Below are 15,552 nucleotides of genomic sequence, written 5' to 3'. Positions count from 1 at the left end.
CAACCTCCGTCCTAGGCTAGCCGTACAGGGTGCCGAGAAGCTTATTTCCCAGCCTCTTTCCTATTTAGGCGTCATTCTTGAGTAACTGTTCGATGGTCTTGAGGACGCCGTCATGGTTATTGTTGATCGCAGTCGTGTGGGCCGCCTGGAGCTTGATGACCGGGTTGGCGTTTTGCATGGCGTAGCTACGAGCAGTCATCGCCAGCATCCCCAGGTCGTTCTCGTTATCGCCAAAAGTAACGATCTCATCGTCAGCCAGATGGAGGCGTTGCTGAAGGACAGCCAGGGCGTTACGCTTGGTGCCCTTGGCATTGCCAATCAGGTCGGTATTGAAGCCGGAATTTTCGATGATTAGAGACGGCGGCAGGTAGCCATCCATCACGGCGGCCACCTTGTTGAGGTTGATGTGTGGTGCGAAGTTGACCGAAATCTTGGTAAACTGTTCGTCGGGATATTGACTGAAGACCTGGCGGATATCAGGTACCCGAACCACATCCTCGTAGAAGAGCTTAATTACGGCGAAGTTTTGATCATCCATCGTCTGGTCAACGTAGGAGGTCGTTGGTCCAGAGACGACCAGTTGGTTGATGTCCTGGGGACCATAAAAGCGGTCGAGAATATGCATTACCCGTTTCAGAGCGGTTACCTCGATCGGGTAGGCCGTCAAAAACTGCTGGCCGTGGTGGATCACCGAACCGTTCTGCGAGATGAAGTCCATCTGGTCGATATAGGGCTGAAACTCCCGGGCCAGCCGGGGAAAGCTGGACCCACTTGCGGCAACAAAGTGGATGTGACGCTTCTGTAGCTGGTGGAAGAGGTGTTTGAAGAGGCGGTGGTTGTATTGATGGTCGTCACGCAGGAAGGTGCCATCCATGTCGGTGGCGATTAGTTTAATGCTCATTGTGGTGTTCTCCCTCCCATGATAATGGAATGTTTTTAGCGTGCAGGGCCTGAAGGTAGGCGGCGAGGAACTTGCTGGCTGCCTGCGACTGGCTGCCGTTGGCAACGGTGATTGTTACCCGGAAGGCCAGCTGGGTGCCGATCGTGACCGGCCCGACAATCACTGGTTGGTCACGTAACTCGGGGGTGGTGGCGACCAACTTCTGATTGACCGCCCGAACCGTCGCGGCTACTTCACTGATTACCGCGCTCGGTGCGATGTGGATGTCGACGTTAGCGACCATGTCGTTGCGCGAGAAGTTCCGGACGATCGTGATGTTACGGTTGGGGATGTAGTTGAGGGTCCCATCGGCGCTGGTCACCTTGGTGGTTCGGATCCCCAGGGCAGTGACGGTCCCCTTGATCTGGTCGACCTCAACCACGTCGCCCACGTCCAGCTGTTGCTCGAGGAGGATGAAGAAGCCGTTGACTAGGTCGCTGACGAATCCCTGGGCCCCCAGCCCGAGGGCGATACTGAAGATTCCTGCCCCAGCGATCAGGGTTCCGACCGGTACGCCGATCTCGGATAGGAGGGCGTACAGGAAGAAGAAGTAGCAGGTGTAGCGATAGATGTTGAGGGTCAGGGCGCGAATGGTTGCCAGCCGGTTGCTATTCTTAAGCAGCTGGTGTTTGTTGGATTCCATAAACAAGTGGTTAATGGTCAAACGGCCGATCCAGAGGATAAAGGCAAACAGGATGATCGTCAGGATAATCAGCAGGAGTTTGTTCAGGCACTGCTGGAGGATCTGGTGCCAGGACAGGTCGGTAAAGGCCTTGCGTACCTCCTCAATTTGTTTGTTAAGCTGGGCATTGCTGGCAGCGATGACCATAATATCTTCCTCCTCGTTTGGCTAATTAGGTCAATTTTAACAAGGAATGCCGTGAAATGTCGATAGGACAATTGTTGTTTGTGGCCGTTTTGTGATATTCTTGTCTTGAATGATTTGTAGTAGATAAACACTTAAAAGGAGGGGTATCATGACTTTTGGACAGTTAGCGGGCCTGATTGCCGCAATTGCCTTTTTGATCCTGGTTGTGTTCGCCTGCGTTGTGCTGACTCAGCTAAGTAAGACGATGAAGGAAGCCAACGCCACAATTGCGGTTTTGACCCGTGATATGGATAACCTGAGTAAGGAGGTTGAGGATGTCCTCGGCAATACTAATAGCCTGCTCGATGATATCAACAAGAAGTCCACTCAACTGGATCCGGCTGTTAAGGCGGTGGCTGACGTCAGCCAGAGCGTGATTGATGTCAACAACAGCCTGCACGAGATGACCGAGAAGGTTAATGCTCGTCGCGAGAAGGCCCAGCTAGGGATGAGCCTGCTAAAGACCGCTGGCAAGGCTGCTGTTGTTAATGGCATTGCCCGTTTCAAACAACGGCGTGCGGAAAAGAAGGGAGTCGATACTGATGAGTAAAAAGGTATTAATTGGTGCACTGCTGGGAAGCGTAGCAACTGCTGCTGCCTGGAAGCTCCTGCCAAATGAGAAGAAGACGGCACTGAAGCAACAATTTAATGAGAAGGCGACCGGCCTGGCCGACCGGGGTACGGACTATGCCTTAGATGCTCTTGACATTGTTGACGCCAAGATGGCTGAGGCCGAAGCTGACGATAAGCTCAGCGGAATGGTCAATAGCGTCAAGGGTGCTAAGGATAAGGTTAAGCAGACTGCCAGCCACCTGGCTGACCGGCTGACTAACGATGACTTTGACCAGGAGACAGCCGATATTCGTCAGGAGTTGGCCAATGTTGCCCATCCGGACGACAATGATGACCGGGTGGTTGATGACGATATCGTGATTGACGCAACGGATGCCGACGATGAGGCAAAAAAGGCTGACAAATAAAAAAGCAAGTTTTGCCCGTGATTAGCTGGCAACATAAAAGAAGGGAACTACAATGGCGGTAATGATCGCGGTTGTGGCTCCCTATTTTTATATGGAGTGGTTCATTAGTCATCGTGGGCAAAAAAATAAAGCAGGGGTATCACTAATCACCAATTTTTTTGCTGAAAACGTTTGCTATTTTGGGACCGATCTGCTATATTAGTTAAGTTATGAAAAACTATGAAAACGGACAAGATCAATAAAGAAAGGGCTATCTTATGGAAAAACAATCAGTAACAATTTACACCGTTGCACGTGAAGCACGAGTATCGATGGCAACTGTTTCACGGGTTGTCAATGATAATCCAAACGTTAAGCCAGCCACCCGGCAGAAGGTGATGGACGTCATCAAGCGCCTTAACTACCGGCCAAACGCTGTGGCACGGGGCCTGGCTTCCAAGAAAACAACCACGGTTGGGGTCGTCATTCCCCAGATCACCGACCCGTACTTTGCGGACCTGGCCCTCGGAATTGATGATATTGCCTCGATGTATAAGTACAACATCATTTTGACCAACTCAGATAACGATGACGACAAGGTCCTCAAGGTGGTTCGCAATCTTTTGGCCAAGCAGGTCGACGGGATCATTTTCATGGGCTTCAATATCCCTGATGAACTGAAGGAGGAACTTAAGAGTGGCAACACACCAGTGGTGGTCGCCGGATCGGTAGTGAACGACGATGAACTCGCGACGGTTCGGATCGACTACCAAAATGCAGCCAAGGAGGCGACACTCAAGCTCCTTGACAATGCCAAGGATCACGTGGCCTTTGTCACCAGTTCACTGAAGTACACCATCAACGGACGGGACCGGTTAAACGGTTATCAGGCTGCCCTAGAGGAACGGCAGGTTGCCCTTGACGATCAGCTGGTGGTGGAAACCGATGGGAGCTACCAGTCTAGCTACGACCAGGCAAAGAAGTTAGTGGCTGCCGGTGCAAAGGCGGCCTACGTCAATGACGATAACCTGGCGGTGGGCCTACTTAACGGCCTGACCGACAACGGGGTCAAGGTACCGGAAGACTTCGAAATCATTTCGTCCAACGACACGAACTACACAAAGATTGCCCGGCCGACGATCTCATCCATTACGCAACCGACATATGATATTGGGGCCATTGCCATGCGGCTGTTAACCAAGCTGATGGATGGCGATGAGTCAACCACGGACGAGAAGGATGTTATCCTGGACCACGGTTTTGCCAAGCGGCAGTCGACCCGGTAGGTAACCCGTTTTGACAACGCGTAGTGAATTACGAGCCCAACGGGAGACCGCCCAACAGGAGACCGTCCAACAGGACGAAGTAAAGGCCGTACCCGAACCGAACCCGGCCCCGGTCAGGCGGCATCACTTCTTTAACTTCTGGGGAACCATTTTTTTGGTCCTTTTCGTGTTGAGTATGATTCTCAATGCGACGATCCTCAATCCAAAGTTTATCCTGCATGAGGTTCACGACTCGGTGGTGGAGACAACCATCACCGATCAGGTTAACGGTGCCCTGGAGCGGTATGGAGTCCCGACCTCGATTATGACCGATAAGGATACCGACCACCTGCTTACCCAGGCGGTCAACCAGGTCTATGCTGGTAAGAATATTCACCTGGACCTCAATCAAGTAACCCAGCGAGCCGGGGCAACGGCCGACAATGAGCTTGCCCAGTATGGGCTGGCAGGAGTTGGCAGCGCGGTCTCGGCTAACCTGGGGCAGAATGTCAACAACGTAGTTAACAGTCAGTTGAATACGCCCATGGTGGCGCGCCTGGTCAGCGGTATTCACCTTGCCCGTTTGACCAGTAATGCCGTCTTCATGGTGACTGGTATTGGCCTGCTCATCCTTGCTGTGATAGCGGTACTCGGCCGACACTTTGCCCGCAGCTTCAGTCGGATGGGCCTCTGGACGGTGGTGATCGACGGTGCCCTGTGTACCGCTGTTGGCAAGCTGGCTCCGCAAGTGGCGGCTGATCAGCCCGACTACACCGCCTTTGTGGCCCAATTAGCGACCGCCTTCTTGCACACGACTGTCGCGACAATTGGCCTGGTTCTGGCAGTGACCATTGCCCTGTTTATCTGGCGGATGGTTGGCAGCCGGTTGCTTTCCCACCGTTGACCTTGAATTAATTTCTAAACTTTGCTAAAATTTATCTGTTTATCACATTAATTAAGAAAAGAGGAGTCAGTAATGTCAGGACATTCAAAGTGGCATAACATTCAAGGACGTAAGAACGCCCAAGATGCTAAGCGTGGTAAAATTTTCCAAAAGATCTCACGTGATTTGTACCAAGCAGCTAAAGCAGGTGATCCTGATCCAGCGAACAACGCCCAACTGCGTTTGGTAATTGATAAGGCACATGCGGCTAACATGCCAAAGAAGAACATCGACCGGGCCATTGCTAAGGCTTCTGGTATTGGTGGTGCCAAGTTCGAAGAAGTAACTTACGAGGGTTATGCTCCTGGTGGTGTTGCTGTCATGGTTTCAGCACTGACCGATAACAAGAACCGGACCGCTTCGGCAGTTCGTTCTGCCTTCAGTCACTCTGGCGGTTCCCTCGGGGCTAGTGGTTCCGTTTCCTACATGTTTGACCGGAAGGGCCTGATTGAAATCCTTCGTGACGGTCTGGACACCAGTGAAGATGACATGTTGATGGACGCCCTGGATGCGGGTGCCGATGACATGAAGGCCGATGACGAGAAGTTCCAAATCTTCACCGACCCAAGCAGCATGGCCAGTGTTCGTGACGCCTTGCAATCCAAGGGCTACGAACTTGACACAGCCGAAGTAACGATGATCCCACAAAACCGGACCGCCGTTCCTGAGGACAAGGTCAAGCAATACCGTCACTTAATTGATGAATTAACTGCTAACGACGACGTTGCCGACATCTACGAGACTGGGATCCTGCCAGATGATGATGACGAAGAAGAATAATTAGGGCCTTTCAACCCAGCGAGAGCTACTGATATTTCGGTAGCTCTTTTTTCGTTTTAAAATGCCATTTTTCCGTTCTAATTAAGTAGGGGGGATGGATAATGGAAGCCTTTGAAAAGGACCTGAATGTGATTACCAGCCGGCGGATTGCTGACCTTTATGTTCTGCCGTTTAAGCACTACTACCGCTTGATGGTGGCCCAGCAGGGGCAATTGGAGCTGTTCAAGGAGGTCCCAACTGACTATGGCTGTCGACTGATTGCCTACTTAAAATACCGGGCTGACATGGCCGTCAGCGAGCACCGGCGGCCACAACTGGGGGCAATGAATTGGCACTGCGGCCCAGAGAAGATCAACCTTCGCCTGTCTAGTGTCGGCGACTACCAGGGTCGTGAATCACTGGTGGTGCGCTTCATCTACCAGCTAACTGATGATCGTTACCACCTGCTTTTTCCACAGCAGTGGCAAGAGCTCAAGACCCTCTTGCACCGTCGGGGGCTAGTTCTCTTTGCGGGGCCGATGGGGTCGGGGAAGACCACGACGATGTACCAGCTAGCCCGTGAACTGACCCAGGACCAGGTTGTGATGACGATCGAGGATCCGGTTGAGATTAATGAGCCCCGTTTTATTCAGCTTCAGATTAATGAGTTGGCGGGAATGGGCTATCAAGAGCTATTGCGACTGGGGCTCCGTCATCGACCTAACGTTTTTATCATTGGGGAGATTCGTGACCCCCAGACAGCCATGATGACGGTTCAGGCGGCTTTAAGTGGTCACCTGGTGTTGGGAACGGTTCACGCGCGGGATGCCTACGGGGTAATCGCACGGCTGGTTCAGCTGGGGGTGGCACCATACTACCTCGAGCAGGTGATGACCGGCGTGGCCTATCAGCGCTTGATGACGCGAAGCAATAATCAGTCAGCGGTCCTGTTTGACCTGCTGAGTGGTCCGACACTAGTTGATGAGATCAGGCAACAAAAGGGGAGGGGGATGACCGATGCGTGGACGCGATACCTGGAAGAGGCGGTGGCGACGGCCCAGCTTACGCCTAAAGAGGCGAACCACTACCAAAACGGTTAAGTTTACGGCCACTGATCAGGGGAGGTGGTTCCTTTTGATCCACGACTTGCTGACGGTTGGCTTTTCACTTCAACACGCCCTGAGATTTACCAAGACGGTAATGCCAGGCTTGACCCCGCTCCTTGATGACGTTGAGCGGCAGCTAGCGGCGGGCGAGATGCTGGCAACCGGCCTGCAACGCTATGTCAGCCAGGACCTCTACTATCAGTTGCGCCTGGCCGAATTACACGGCGCCCTAGGGCAGACGTTAAATGAGCTGGGAACACTCCGGATGGCCGAGATCCGGCAGCGACGTAAGCTTCGTAGCCTCCTCCAGTACCCGTTGATTTTACTCGGAATGTTGGTAATGGTCGTCAGCGGTCTCGTTATCTTCGTCTACCCGGAGCTCAATAGCTGGCAGACGCAATCGGCAAACAATCATTGGCAGGCCCTAGCAATCAACCTAGGTGCTTACCTCCTGACTTTTTTACCGATTATCGGCGGATTTAATTGGTACCGGTGGCAACATTTGTCATCACGTCAGCGGATGATTCGGCGGTGCCACTGGCCAATTGTGGGCCGGAGCTATCAACTGTACTACAGCTACTACCTGACGACTAACCTTGCGGGGATGCTCCGTCATGGCCTGTCTCTTCAAGAGATTATTCGGGTAACGAGCCAATACGGGGAGCAATCACTCCTGTACCAGTTCAGCGCCATCATTCGTCGTCTGGTGGACGAGGGCGAACAATTCGATCGCGTGATTGTTTCGTACCCCTTCATTCCCGACGAGCTAGTGGTCTTTATCAACAAGGGGATTACCATGGAGGAACTGGGGGATGAACTGGCCGTTTTTGCCCAGCTGCAGTTTAAACGGCTGGTACACTCGATTGAACGGCTACTGGTCTGGGTACAACCAGTGGTCTTCGTCCTGATTGCGGCAGCAATTGTTAGCTTGTACCTTAGTATTCTCTTACCGATCTATCATTCATTACAGGGGGTTGCCTAATCATGATCAAAAAGTATCTGACGAAAAAACGCGCTGGGTTCACCTTACTAGAAATGTCAATTGTACTCTTTATTATTAGCCTGTTGATCTTGATCATTCTGCCGAATCTGGCCCAGCAACGACAGAACGCCAACCGGATTCACCGCAATGCGATGGTTTCAGTTGTCCAGACCCAGGTTGACGCCTACGAAAATGAAACAGGGAGCAGTAGTGTGAGCCTGGATCAGCTTAGGGAGCACAACTATCTGACGCCGGCCCAGGTACAGAAAGCCAAGAAGGAGGGAATTGCGATTGTTGACGGGAAGGCGGTCCACCGATGAGGGCGAGCCGAGCCTTTACCAGTGTCGAAATGATCGTGGTGATGGGGCTGGTGGCGGTCATCTACCTTCTACTGGTGCCCAACTTTCAGCCGAGTCGACAGGCAATTGTTGAACAAGAATTCTGGCACGGGATGCGGCAGGAATGGCGAGCCGCTCAGGTTGCCGCCCAGGTCCGCCACCAGGTAACGGTGATTGACTACCATCCTGCCAGCCAACAAATTGCGTTTGACCGGGATGGTAACACAACCTGCTTGAATATTCCGCCGACGCTGAAGGCTGACCGCTTCAGTAGGTTCATGATTGATGGTTCGGGGTATACGGCTCCCCAGACGATGCGGTTCACGTCCCAGCGTGAGCACTGTAGTTACCTGATGAAGATCCAACTAGCGTGGGGAGGTTATCGACTTGAAAAGGTACCGGATTAAGGGATTCGTGATGGCTGATAGCATTCTGGCTCTGACGGTGGTGACGCTCGGTATTGTAACCTTACTGACTGCTCAACAGCAGCTATCCCGCCAGCAGGGTCAACATGATGCACGGCTGATTGCTGCCCGACTGGCGAAGGAGAGTAGTGACCAACTGGTGGCCACGGGGCGGCCAGCGATCATTGAGCGTGGAGGTTATCGGGCCCGGGCCACTCTGGATCAGGTTACGGTTTACCATGGTTCGCGATTGGTGGTGTTACTGAGAAAATGAAACGACTGACCGGCTTTACGATTATCGAGTGTGTGCTGGCGCTTGTGGTTGCGTCCCTGACGTTATTACTAGCGGGATGGGGGATGACCGCGCTGGCAACCAGTAACCGTCATTCCTTAGATAGTCCGGTTGACTGGTACGTCTTCTTGCAGGAAATGGAGGCCGACAGTCACCACTTTATTTTGAGGAATGTGGGCGAGGACGAGCTCCAGGTATTTAGCCCCCATACCGGTCTGGACTATACTCTTCAGGGACGTGATGCTCTGTACCTGAAGGCCTGGGACCGGGGCGGCTACCTGCCACTATTTGACGGCATTAAGGGGGAGACATGCCGTTTTAAGCGACTTCCCGGTCAGCGGGTGCGTGTGGAGGTGAGACGAAAAAATGGTGAAGAATTGGTGGGGATTATTCAGTTTTATCACGAGTAAACGTCCTGGTTACGCCCTGCTGACGGCGATGATTGTCCTAATAGTAATTTGTTTGACGGTGGTTTGGCAATATCATTATTACAGTCAACAATGGCTAATTGAGGACCGGCTGGCGCGGCAGTTTTTCCGTGAGGCTGTCCATAACTTGGCAAATAAAAAATAATTGTTTAGTGAATGGCGGATTCTTGAATTTATCGGGTTTAATCGGTAAACTATTAAGTGGAATGATTGTAATCTAATGGAGGTGACCAACACTGGCACAACAAACACCACAACAATTATTTCAACTGTTTGACCAGGGGACGGAGATCTTGCAGGCGGCCCTGCGAAGCTCTTACCTGGACGCTATGCTCGAGAACATTGAGAATCTCATTAATAATGAGGTTCAGGTTGAGGACGGGGTGCCCGATTCGGCAACGGTCAAGAAGTTGACGGAGATTTACCGGCAGCTCAATATTACCGATACTGATCCTGAGACTCTCCGTCAGCTGGTGCAGCTGAGTTTCTTGAAGGTGATTCGTAAGGATGCCATTCAGGCCAACCACCAGATGACACCGGACACGATTGGATTCTTGATGGCCTTTCTGATTGAGAAAGTCACGAAGATTAACCGGCCGTACACTATCTTTGACCCGGCGGTTGGAACCGCTAATCTATTGACGACGGTCATCAATCAGCTGCAGAGGGCCAGCAAGGAGCCCATCCACGGTTATGGGATCGACAATGATTCTGCAATGCTGGAGGTTGCCAGTGCAAGTGTTGCTTTGCAGAAGTTGGACGTGGACTTGTACCACCAGGATGCAATCAACGCGCTGGACATTCCACAGTGTGATCTGGCGGTGGCCGACCTACCAATTGGTTACTATCCACTGGACCAAAACACCGAAAACTATCAGACCCGGGCAAAGGAAGGTCATTCCTACGTTCACCACCTGCTGATTGAGCAGTCGATGAACTATCTGCGACCGGGTGGCTTTGGGGTATTTTTGGTACCAAGCAACCTGTTCCAGACCAAGGAATCGCAGTCATTTGTCAAGTGGATTCAGTCGGTCGCTTATTTACAAGGGCTGGTTAACCTGCCTGCCGAGCTGTTTGCCAATCCGGCCGCCCAGAAGGCGATTCTTCTCTTGCAACGTCAGGGAGGCGACAGCAAGCAGGCAACGAAGGTTCTCCTAGGTGAATTCCCGTCATTTAAGGAGACCAAGGAATTTGCTGCCTTTGTGAAGAAAATCGATCATTGGGTTGCCACGAATTTAGTTCAATAAAAGGAGACAATTTATAATGTCAAAAACAATTGCCGTTAATGCCGGTAGTTCAACGTTAAAGTTCAAGTTATTCGATATGCCAAGCGAGGACGTGGTTGCTGAAGGAACCATCGAACGGATTGGTGAAAAGATGGGTCATGCTAAAATTAAGTACGGCGATGGCCAAAAGCACGAAGAAGAAAAGCCATTTGAAGATCACGGGGCAGCCGTTAACTACCTGCTGGACCAATTAATTGATTTGGGGATCGTCAAGAGCTATGACGAAATCACAGCGGTCGGTCACCGGGTCGTTGCCGGTGGTGAGTTCTTTAAGGATTCTGCTGTTATCGATGATGATGTCATCAAGAAGATTGACGAATTATCTGAATACGCTCCCCTTCATGACCCTGCTGAATTAGTTGGGATTAAGGCCTTTCGCAAGGTTTTGCCGAATGCCTTTGCGGTTGCTGTTTTTGATACCTCCTTCCATGTCAACATGCCAAAGATGAACGCCCTCTACAGTGTGCCATACGAGTGGTACGAGAAGTACGGTGCGCGGAAGTATGGTGCTCATGGGACCAGCCACCGTTACGTTGCCGGTCGGGCTGCCGCCATGCTGGGTAAGCCACTTGAAGATCTTAAGCTGATTACAATGCACATTGGAGCCGGTGCTTCGATCACGGCCGTCAAGGGTGGTAAGTCCTTCGATACCTCAATGGGCTTCTCCCCACTGGCTGGGATTACGATGGCTACCCGTTCTGGGGATGTTGACCCATCACTGGTTGCCTTTGTTCAGGAAAAGCTGGGGACAACCTCACAGGAAATGATCGACACCTTAAACCACAAGTCCGGTTTGCTGGGTATTTCCCAACTCTCACCTGATATGCGGGATATCCTGGCAGCGGCTGATAAGGGTAATGATCAGGCTCAGCTGGCTCTTGATATGTACGTCAACCGGATTGTTCGGTACGTTGGTGCCTACATCGCCGAAATGGGTGGTGCCGATGCGATCGTCTTCACGGCCGGGGTTGGTGAGAACAGTGTCCCAGTCCGGAAGATGGTTACTGATAAGCTGGCCTACTTCGGGATTAAGATTGACCAGGAGAAGAACCAGTGCCACGGTGTTGAACGTGATCTGTCAACGCCGGATGCTAAGATCAAGACCCTGTTGATCCCAACCAATGAAGAGCTGATGATTGTTCGTGACATCGAACGTCTGAAGAAGGAACAGGGTAAGTAATTGTCAAATATTGATAAATAAAAATAACCTAAGACCGGGCGAAGTGGTCTTAGGTTATTTTGTATTAATGAAAGACAGAAGGTGATTGTATGCAGTTTGTAACGGCCGATACCCATTTCTTTCATAGTGACCTGCTAGGGGTTGACGACTTTGCGCCGCGGCCCTTTCCCAATGTCCAGGTGATGAATCAAACCATTATCGACAATTGGAATGCCAAGGTAGCCCCTAACGATACGGTCTACCACCTCGGAGACATTGCCCTTTACTTCACCAAGCCGGCTAAGGAATCCCACGCGGCAGTCCTGGATGTTTTAAACCAGCTCAATGGTCACCTGGTCCTGATCAAGGGCAATCATGACAGCCGGGACCTCTTTAAGTACCTGGCAGCCCATAACTATGAATTCGGTGGGGCGCCCAAGTTCCGTTTTCACGATGTCGGGGTCCTGCTGAAGTATGACCACCGCCAGTACTATCTGACCCATTACCCGCTGATGCTCGGGATCGCCCCACAAATTATCAATCTTCACGGTCACATTCACCACTATGCCGTCCCCGTTAAGGAAAACATTAACGTCGGCGTTGATAGTCCAGAGCTTGACTACCTGGCAGCCAAACCAGCCTTTGGTGAACCGCTGAACTTCGCCGAGGTGGAGCAGATGGTGGAGGGCAAGGCTGCAGACTTTGCCAAGCGGCAATAAGACTTGTGGTATGATTTACAGAGACAGATTGTAAAAGGGGAATCCGAATGAACCGAGCAAAAATACAAGACTACATTGACCAACGTGAGGAACAGCGTGCGGACCTGTACCACTTTGCGGCCCAGGACCACGACCGCTTTACTCTCAACGGCCACCCTTACGAGCTGGTCAAAGAATACCGTGACGGTTTCAACGGTACGGAGCTGGCCAAGCGCTATAGTAACATTCTCAGTAAGTACGACTACATCGTCGGGGACTGGGGCTATGAACAGTTGCGACTGAAGGGCTTTTATGCCAAGAGTAACCCGCATTATAACCCTGAACAGGGGGCCGATACGATCGAGGACTACCTCTATGAGAATTGTAATTTTGGTTGTGCCTATTTCATTATCCATAACGATGATGTGCGAGTGCCTCGGCGGCGGCGACGGAAGAAGAGTCCGGTAATTAAGGAACGACGTCGTAAGCTCAAGCAGCCAGGGGTTCGGCACCGTCGTCACCAGCAGGCTGAGCGGGTCAAGACTAGTAACCACCAGCAAAAGTTTGTTATCCATAAGCGTCGACAAGGAGCAAAGAAATGAAAAAATATCAGGGATACTTTATTGATCTTGACGGGACAACATACAAGGGCACTAAACGTATCCCCGCCGCGGCCCGGTTTATTAAGCGGCTGCAGGCGGCGAATAAAACAGTGTTGTTTGTAACCAATAACAGTACGCGGACGCCAGAGTTCGTGGCTGCTAACCTTCGCGACAATCATGATATCGACGTCACGGCTGCTAACGTCTACACGACTGCCCTAGCCACTGCCGATTATCTGGACAGGGTAGCCGGCGATCGGCGACAAGCTTACGTGGTAGGGGAAAGTGGCCTGCGCGATGCTCTTAAGCAGCGTCACTTTATACTGACTGATCACCAGCCCGATTACGTGGTTGTCGGGCTCGACTCGCAGGTCACATATGCCAAACTGGAGACGGCCGTATTGTTGATCCGGGCCGGTGCCACTTTTATCGGGACCAATGCGGATAGTAACCTGCCTAACGAACGTGGGATGGTGCCGGGCGCTGGTTCATTGATCAAACTGGTTGAGTATGCCACCCAGCAGAAACCGGTAATGATTGGTAAACCTGAGGCCACCATTATGCAGATGGCGTTGCAAAAGACGGGACTGTCGCAAGAAGAGGTAGTAATGGTTGGCGACAACTATAACACGGATATTCGGGCTGCTATTAACACGGGGATGGATAGCCTACTAGTCTATACGGGGCTGTCAACACCGGAGCAGGTAGCGAAGATGACGATCCAGCCCACCCATACGGTGAAAAATCTTGATGAATGGGCAATTGAGTAAGAATATACGGGCAATCGTGACGGTCGTGCTATGTCTGCTAGCCGTAAGCGGGATTGCCCTTTTTGCTACGGTTAATCTGTCCCCGCTATTTATCCACTTACCAGCCCGAGGGCAGTTCAACCTGGGTGAGGGCGTAATCCGTGCCGATTATTGCCGCCTGCTGGTTTATTTGCAGCAGCCCTGGCCGACCCGCTTATCCCTCGCTAACATTCCGTTGAGCTCACATGCGGGCGACCACTTTCGCGATGTTCGTCATCTTTTACTAATAGGGGAGGCAGTGGGATTGGTTAGCATGGTGCTTGGCGTTTGGCTTTTGGCAAAACAAAAACGGCAGGGGCAACTGTTATCCGTGCTCTTGCCGTTGAAGTGGCTATTTTATATGATTGTGATGACTGTATGGATACCCTTGATCAACTTCTCAAGGGATTTTGTTTGCTTCCATCAACTTTTGTTTAATAATCAGGACTGGATCTTTGTACCTAGCCGGGACCCAATCATTCTGGTGATGCCGGAGGAGTTTTTCTGGCACCTCTTTATTATTTTTGTAGTGATTGCGATTACCTTGTTGCTGCTCCTATGGGGGTGGCTAGCATCTCAGCTAGGCCTTTTTAAACTTCGAACGGATAAAACCGACGATGGCCGGAATCAGGGTTACCACGATAATAGCTAGGATAATAATCGAAAAGTGTTCCTGAACAAAGGGAAGGTTACCAAAGAAGTAACCGCAGGCGCAACATAGGGCCACCCAGCTGGTACAACCGATAATGCTATAGCGGATGAAACGTTGGTAGGGGAACCCGGATCCAGCGGCTGCAAAGGGGGCAAAGGTCCGGATAATCGGCATATAACGGGCTAGGATGATCGCTGGTGCCCCGTGTTTTTCGAAGAATCCCTCTGCCCTAGCAAGGCTTTCCTTATTGATAAGCTTTCCAAAGAGGGAGTGGTTGGAGAGGCTTTTTCCGATCTTATGCCCAATCAGGAAGTTAATAGAGTCCCCAGCTAGGCAGGCAATTAGGAAGGTGAGGACGAAAATCCAAATATTAAGGTGGTAGCGAGGATCAGCCGCAAGAGCACTAGCTGCAAAAAGTAGCGAGTCGCCAGGAAGGAAGGGCATGATAACCGCTCCCGTTTCGATGAAGATAATCGCTAGTAGGATGAAGTAAGTACTGTTACCAAACTGATTAACAATCTGAATCAAGTGGACATCAATATGGAGAATGAAATCTATTAAAGTAGACAATTTTAGCTCCTTTTAATTTTTGTTTGTTAACAATATTTGAGTTTAGCAAGATTAATGCTCTTTGTGAACCGTAATTTAGGAATATCTAGGGTGAACAAAATAAATTTCTTAAAGTCATTGTTTGCCTTTATGCTGATAATAGTCTACTACTCAGGTGAAATATCGTGGCCTGAACAAAATAAGGCGAACATTCCTTTTGATTAGGAGATAATACTTGAGCAAAAAAGAAAGACGCCAAATTAGCAGCTGAAAAAGCTGTTGACATTAGAAAGTGATCACGGTATAGTAGTTATCGTTGTCAGCGACTGGCAAAGATGATTTGCTAAAATTACTTATTGACAGTTGCTGGACAGCGTGATATATTATCAAAGTCGCTTGTTATTCGCTTGACTTAAAAAAAGCTCTTGACAAACTGGTGGCAAGTTTGATAAAATATTAATGCTGATTTAATCAGCGCAGTAGACCTTTGAAAACTGAACAAAGTTTTTGACGAACTAAATGTGTAGGGTCTTC

At 50.8% G+C, this 15,552-nt stretch carries 20 protein-coding genes; 17 read left to right on the top strand and 3 right to left on the bottom strand.

Translation table 11 applies throughout. From position 1 onward, the window contains the following. Positions 1 to 64: 64 nt before the first annotated feature. Positions 65 to 901, bottom strand: coding sequence for an HAD-IIB family hydrolase (locus tag FD34_RS04085; protein ID WP_057807028.1), 837 nt, complete (start codon positions 899 to 901; stop codon positions 65 to 67). Next, complete coding sequence (locus FD34_RS04080) at positions 891 to 1,769, bottom strand: mechanosensitive ion channel family protein (RefSeq protein ID WP_057807026.1); 879 nt, start codon at positions 1,767 to 1,769, stop codon at positions 891 to 893. The genes FD34_RS04085 and FD34_RS04080 overlap by 11 nt, the downstream gene beginning before the upstream one ends. A 148-nt stretch (positions 1,770 to 1,917) precedes the next feature. Here FD34_RS04080 and FD34_RS04075 point away from each other — a divergent pair, with 148 nt between their 5' ends. The 17 genes from FD34_RS04075 to FD34_RS08400 all read left to right on the top strand — a co-directional run bounded on the left by FD34_RS04075 (position 1,918) and on the right by FD34_RS08400 (position 14,469). Continuing rightward, complete coding sequence (locus FD34_RS04075) at positions 1,918 to 2,358, top strand: DUF948 domain-containing protein (protein WP_057807025.1); 441 nt, start codon at positions 1,918 to 1,920, stop codon at positions 2,356 to 2,358. Then, entirely contained in the window at positions 2,351 to 2,788 is a 438-nt protein-coding gene (locus tag FD34_RS04070) for a hypothetical protein (RefSeq protein ID WP_057807023.1), read from the top strand. Before FD34_RS04075 ends, FD34_RS04070 begins: the two co-directional genes overlap by 8 nt. Positions 2,789 to 3,045: 257 nt before the next feature. Then, positions 3,046 to 4,053: a catabolite control protein A gene (ccpA, locus tag FD34_RS04065; RefSeq protein WP_057807021.1), complete on the top strand. Its 1,008-nt coding sequence runs from the start codon at positions 3,046 to 3,048 to the stop codon at positions 4,051 to 4,053. Between the two features lie 10 nt (positions 4,054 to 4,063). Further along, the gene (locus tag FD34_RS04060) at positions 4,064 to 4,936 is read left to right on the top strand and encodes a hypothetical protein (RefSeq protein ID WP_057807019.1); all 873 of its coding nucleotides are present in this window, start codon (positions 4,064 to 4,066) and stop codon (positions 4,934 to 4,936) included. A 72-nt stretch (positions 4,937 to 5,008) separates the two neighbouring features. After that, positions 5,009 to 5,755 carry a YebC/PmpR family DNA-binding transcriptional regulator gene (locus tag FD34_RS04055; RefSeq protein WP_057807018.1) on the top strand — a complete coding sequence of 249 codons (747 nt, stop codon included), beginning with the start codon at positions 5,009 to 5,011 and terminating at the stop codon, positions 5,753 to 5,755. Between the two features lie 101 nt (positions 5,756 to 5,856). Then, on the top strand, positions 5,857 to 6,834 hold the full coding sequence (comGA, locus tag FD34_RS04050; RefSeq protein ID WP_057807016.1) for a competence type IV pilus ATPase ComGA: 978 nt from the start codon (positions 5,857 to 5,859) through the stop codon (positions 6,832 to 6,834). Positions 6,835 to 6,868: 34 nt separating this feature from the next. Continuing rightward, entirely contained in the window at positions 6,869 to 7,822 is a 954-nt protein-coding gene (locus FD34_RS04045) for a type II secretion system F family protein (RefSeq protein WP_057807014.1), read from the top strand. A gap of 2 nt (positions 7,823 to 7,824) precedes the next feature. Continuing rightward, positions 7,825 to 8,142, top strand: coding sequence for a competence type IV pilus major pilin ComGC (gene comGC / locus FD34_RS04040; RefSeq protein ID WP_057807013.1), 318 nt, complete (start codon positions 7,825 to 7,827; stop codon positions 8,140 to 8,142). Further along, positions 8,139 to 8,567, top strand: coding sequence for a type II secretion system protein (locus FD34_RS04035; protein WP_057807010.1), 429 nt, complete (start codon positions 8,139 to 8,141; stop codon positions 8,565 to 8,567). Before comGC ends, FD34_RS04035 begins: the two co-directional genes overlap by 4 nt. A 10-nt stretch (positions 8,568 to 8,577) precedes the next feature. Continuing rightward, on the top strand, positions 8,578 to 8,838 hold the full coding sequence (locus tag FD34_RS04030) for a hypothetical protein (protein ID WP_152936725.1): 261 nt from the start codon (positions 8,578 to 8,580) through the stop codon (positions 8,836 to 8,838). Beyond that, on the top strand, positions 8,835 to 9,266 hold the full coding sequence (locus tag FD34_RS04025; RefSeq protein ID WP_057807006.1) for a ComGF family competence protein: 432 nt from the start codon (positions 8,835 to 8,837) through the stop codon (positions 9,264 to 9,266). Before FD34_RS04030 ends, FD34_RS04025 begins: the two co-directional genes overlap by 4 nt. A gap of 287 nt (positions 9,267 to 9,553) precedes the next feature. Then, on the top strand, positions 9,554 to 10,531 hold the full coding sequence (locus FD34_RS04020) for a class I SAM-dependent methyltransferase (protein ID WP_338040427.1): 978 nt from the start codon (positions 9,554 to 9,556) through the stop codon (positions 10,529 to 10,531). 16 nt (positions 10,532 to 10,547) lie between these two features. After that, on the top strand, positions 10,548 to 11,750 hold the full coding sequence (locus FD34_RS04015; protein WP_057807004.1) for an acetate/propionate family kinase: 1,203 nt from the start codon (positions 10,548 to 10,550) through the stop codon (positions 11,748 to 11,750). A gap of 89 nt (positions 11,751 to 11,839) precedes the next feature. Further along, positions 11,840 to 12,448, top strand: coding sequence for a metallophosphoesterase family protein (locus tag FD34_RS04010; RefSeq protein WP_057807002.1), 609 nt, complete (start codon positions 11,840 to 11,842; stop codon positions 12,446 to 12,448). Positions 12,449 to 12,495: 47 nt separating this feature from the next. Continuing rightward, a complete protein-coding gene (locus tag FD34_RS04005; RefSeq protein WP_057807000.1) occupies positions 12,496 to 13,029 on the top strand; it encodes a YutD family protein in 534 nt (177 codons plus the stop codon). Further along, positions 13,026 to 13,799: a TIGR01457 family HAD-type hydrolase gene (locus tag FD34_RS04000; RefSeq protein ID WP_057806999.1), complete on the top strand. Its 774-nt coding sequence runs from the start codon at positions 13,026 to 13,028 to the stop codon at positions 13,797 to 13,799. The genes FD34_RS04005 and FD34_RS04000 overlap by 4 nt, the downstream gene beginning before the upstream one ends. Beyond that, entirely contained in the window at positions 13,792 to 14,469 is a 678-nt protein-coding gene (locus tag FD34_RS08400) for a TIGR01906 family membrane protein (protein WP_162255396.1), read from the top strand. Before FD34_RS04000 ends, FD34_RS08400 begins: the two co-directional genes overlap by 8 nt. Here the strand turns inward: FD34_RS08400 and FD34_RS03995 are convergent. Next, positions 14,398 to 15,039 carry a VTT domain-containing protein gene (locus FD34_RS03995; protein WP_057806996.1) on the bottom strand — a complete coding sequence of 214 codons (642 nt, stop codon included), beginning with the start codon at positions 15,037 to 15,039 and terminating at the stop codon, positions 14,398 to 14,400. The genes FD34_RS08400 and FD34_RS03995 overlap by 72 nt on opposite strands. Positions 15,040 to 15,552 lie beyond the last annotated feature (513 nt).

It is taken from the genome of Limosilactobacillus pontis DSM 8475, from assembly GCF_001435345.1.
In the GTDB taxonomy this organism is placed as follows: domain Bacteria; phylum Bacillota; class Bacilli; order Lactobacillales; family Lactobacillaceae; genus Limosilactobacillus; species Limosilactobacillus pontis.
Note: the sequence above shows the minus strand (reverse complement) of the source record. Positions and strands in the feature narration are given on the sequence as shown.

What these genes read in the sequence shown, in the direction of transcription:
- FD34_RS04055 (WP_057807018.1), top strand. Translation starts at nt 5,009, where the DNA reads ATGTCAGGACATTCAAAGTGGCATAACATTCAAGGACGTAAGAACGCC.
- FD34_RS04005 (WP_057807000.1), top strand. Translation starts at nt 12,496, where the DNA reads ATGAACCGAGCAAAAATACAAGACTACATTGACCAACGTGAGGAACAG.
- comGC (WP_057807013.1), top strand. Translation starts at nt 7,825, where the DNA reads ATGATCAAAAAGTATCTGACGAAAAAACGCGCTGGGTTCACCTTACTA.
- FD34_RS04015 (WP_057807004.1), top strand. Translation starts at nt 10,548, where the DNA reads ATGTCAAAAACAATTGCCGTTAATGCCGGTAGTTCAACGTTAAAGTTC.
- FD34_RS04010 (WP_057807002.1), top strand. Translation starts at nt 11,840, where the DNA reads ATGCAGTTTGTAACGGCCGATACCCATTTCTTTCATAGTGACCTGCTA.
- FD34_RS04080 (WP_057807026.1), bottom strand. Translation starts at nt 1,769, where the DNA reads ATGGTCATCGCTGCCAGCAATGCCCAGCTTAACAAACAAATTGAGGAG.
- FD34_RS04070 (WP_057807023.1), top strand. Translation starts at nt 2,351, where the DNA reads ATGAGTAAAAAGGTATTAATTGGTGCACTGCTGGGAAGCGTAGCAACT.
- FD34_RS04000 (WP_057806999.1), top strand. Translation starts at nt 13,026, where the DNA reads ATGAAAAAATATCAGGGATACTTTATTGATCTTGACGGGACAACATAC.
- FD34_RS04030 (WP_152936725.1), top strand. Translation starts at nt 8,578, where the DNA reads ATGGCTGATAGCATTCTGGCTCTGACGGTGGTGACGCTCGGTATTGTA.
- ccpA (WP_057807021.1), top strand. Translation starts at nt 3,046, where the DNA reads ATGGAAAAACAATCAGTAACAATTTACACCGTTGCACGTGAAGCACGA.
- FD34_RS04075 (WP_057807025.1), top strand. Translation starts at nt 1,918, where the DNA reads ATGACTTTTGGACAGTTAGCGGGCCTGATTGCCGCAATTGCCTTTTTG.
- FD34_RS04035 (WP_057807010.1), top strand. Translation starts at nt 8,139, where the DNA reads ATGAGGGCGAGCCGAGCCTTTACCAGTGTCGAAATGATCGTGGTGATG.
- FD34_RS04025 (WP_057807006.1), top strand. Translation starts at nt 8,835, where the DNA reads ATGAAACGACTGACCGGCTTTACGATTATCGAGTGTGTGCTGGCGCTT.
- comGA (WP_057807016.1), top strand. Translation starts at nt 5,857, where the DNA reads ATGGAAGCCTTTGAAAAGGACCTGAATGTGATTACCAGCCGGCGGATT.
- FD34_RS04085 (WP_057807028.1), bottom strand. Translation starts at nt 901, where the DNA reads ATGAGCATTAAACTAATCGCCACCGACATGGATGGCACCTTCCTGCGT.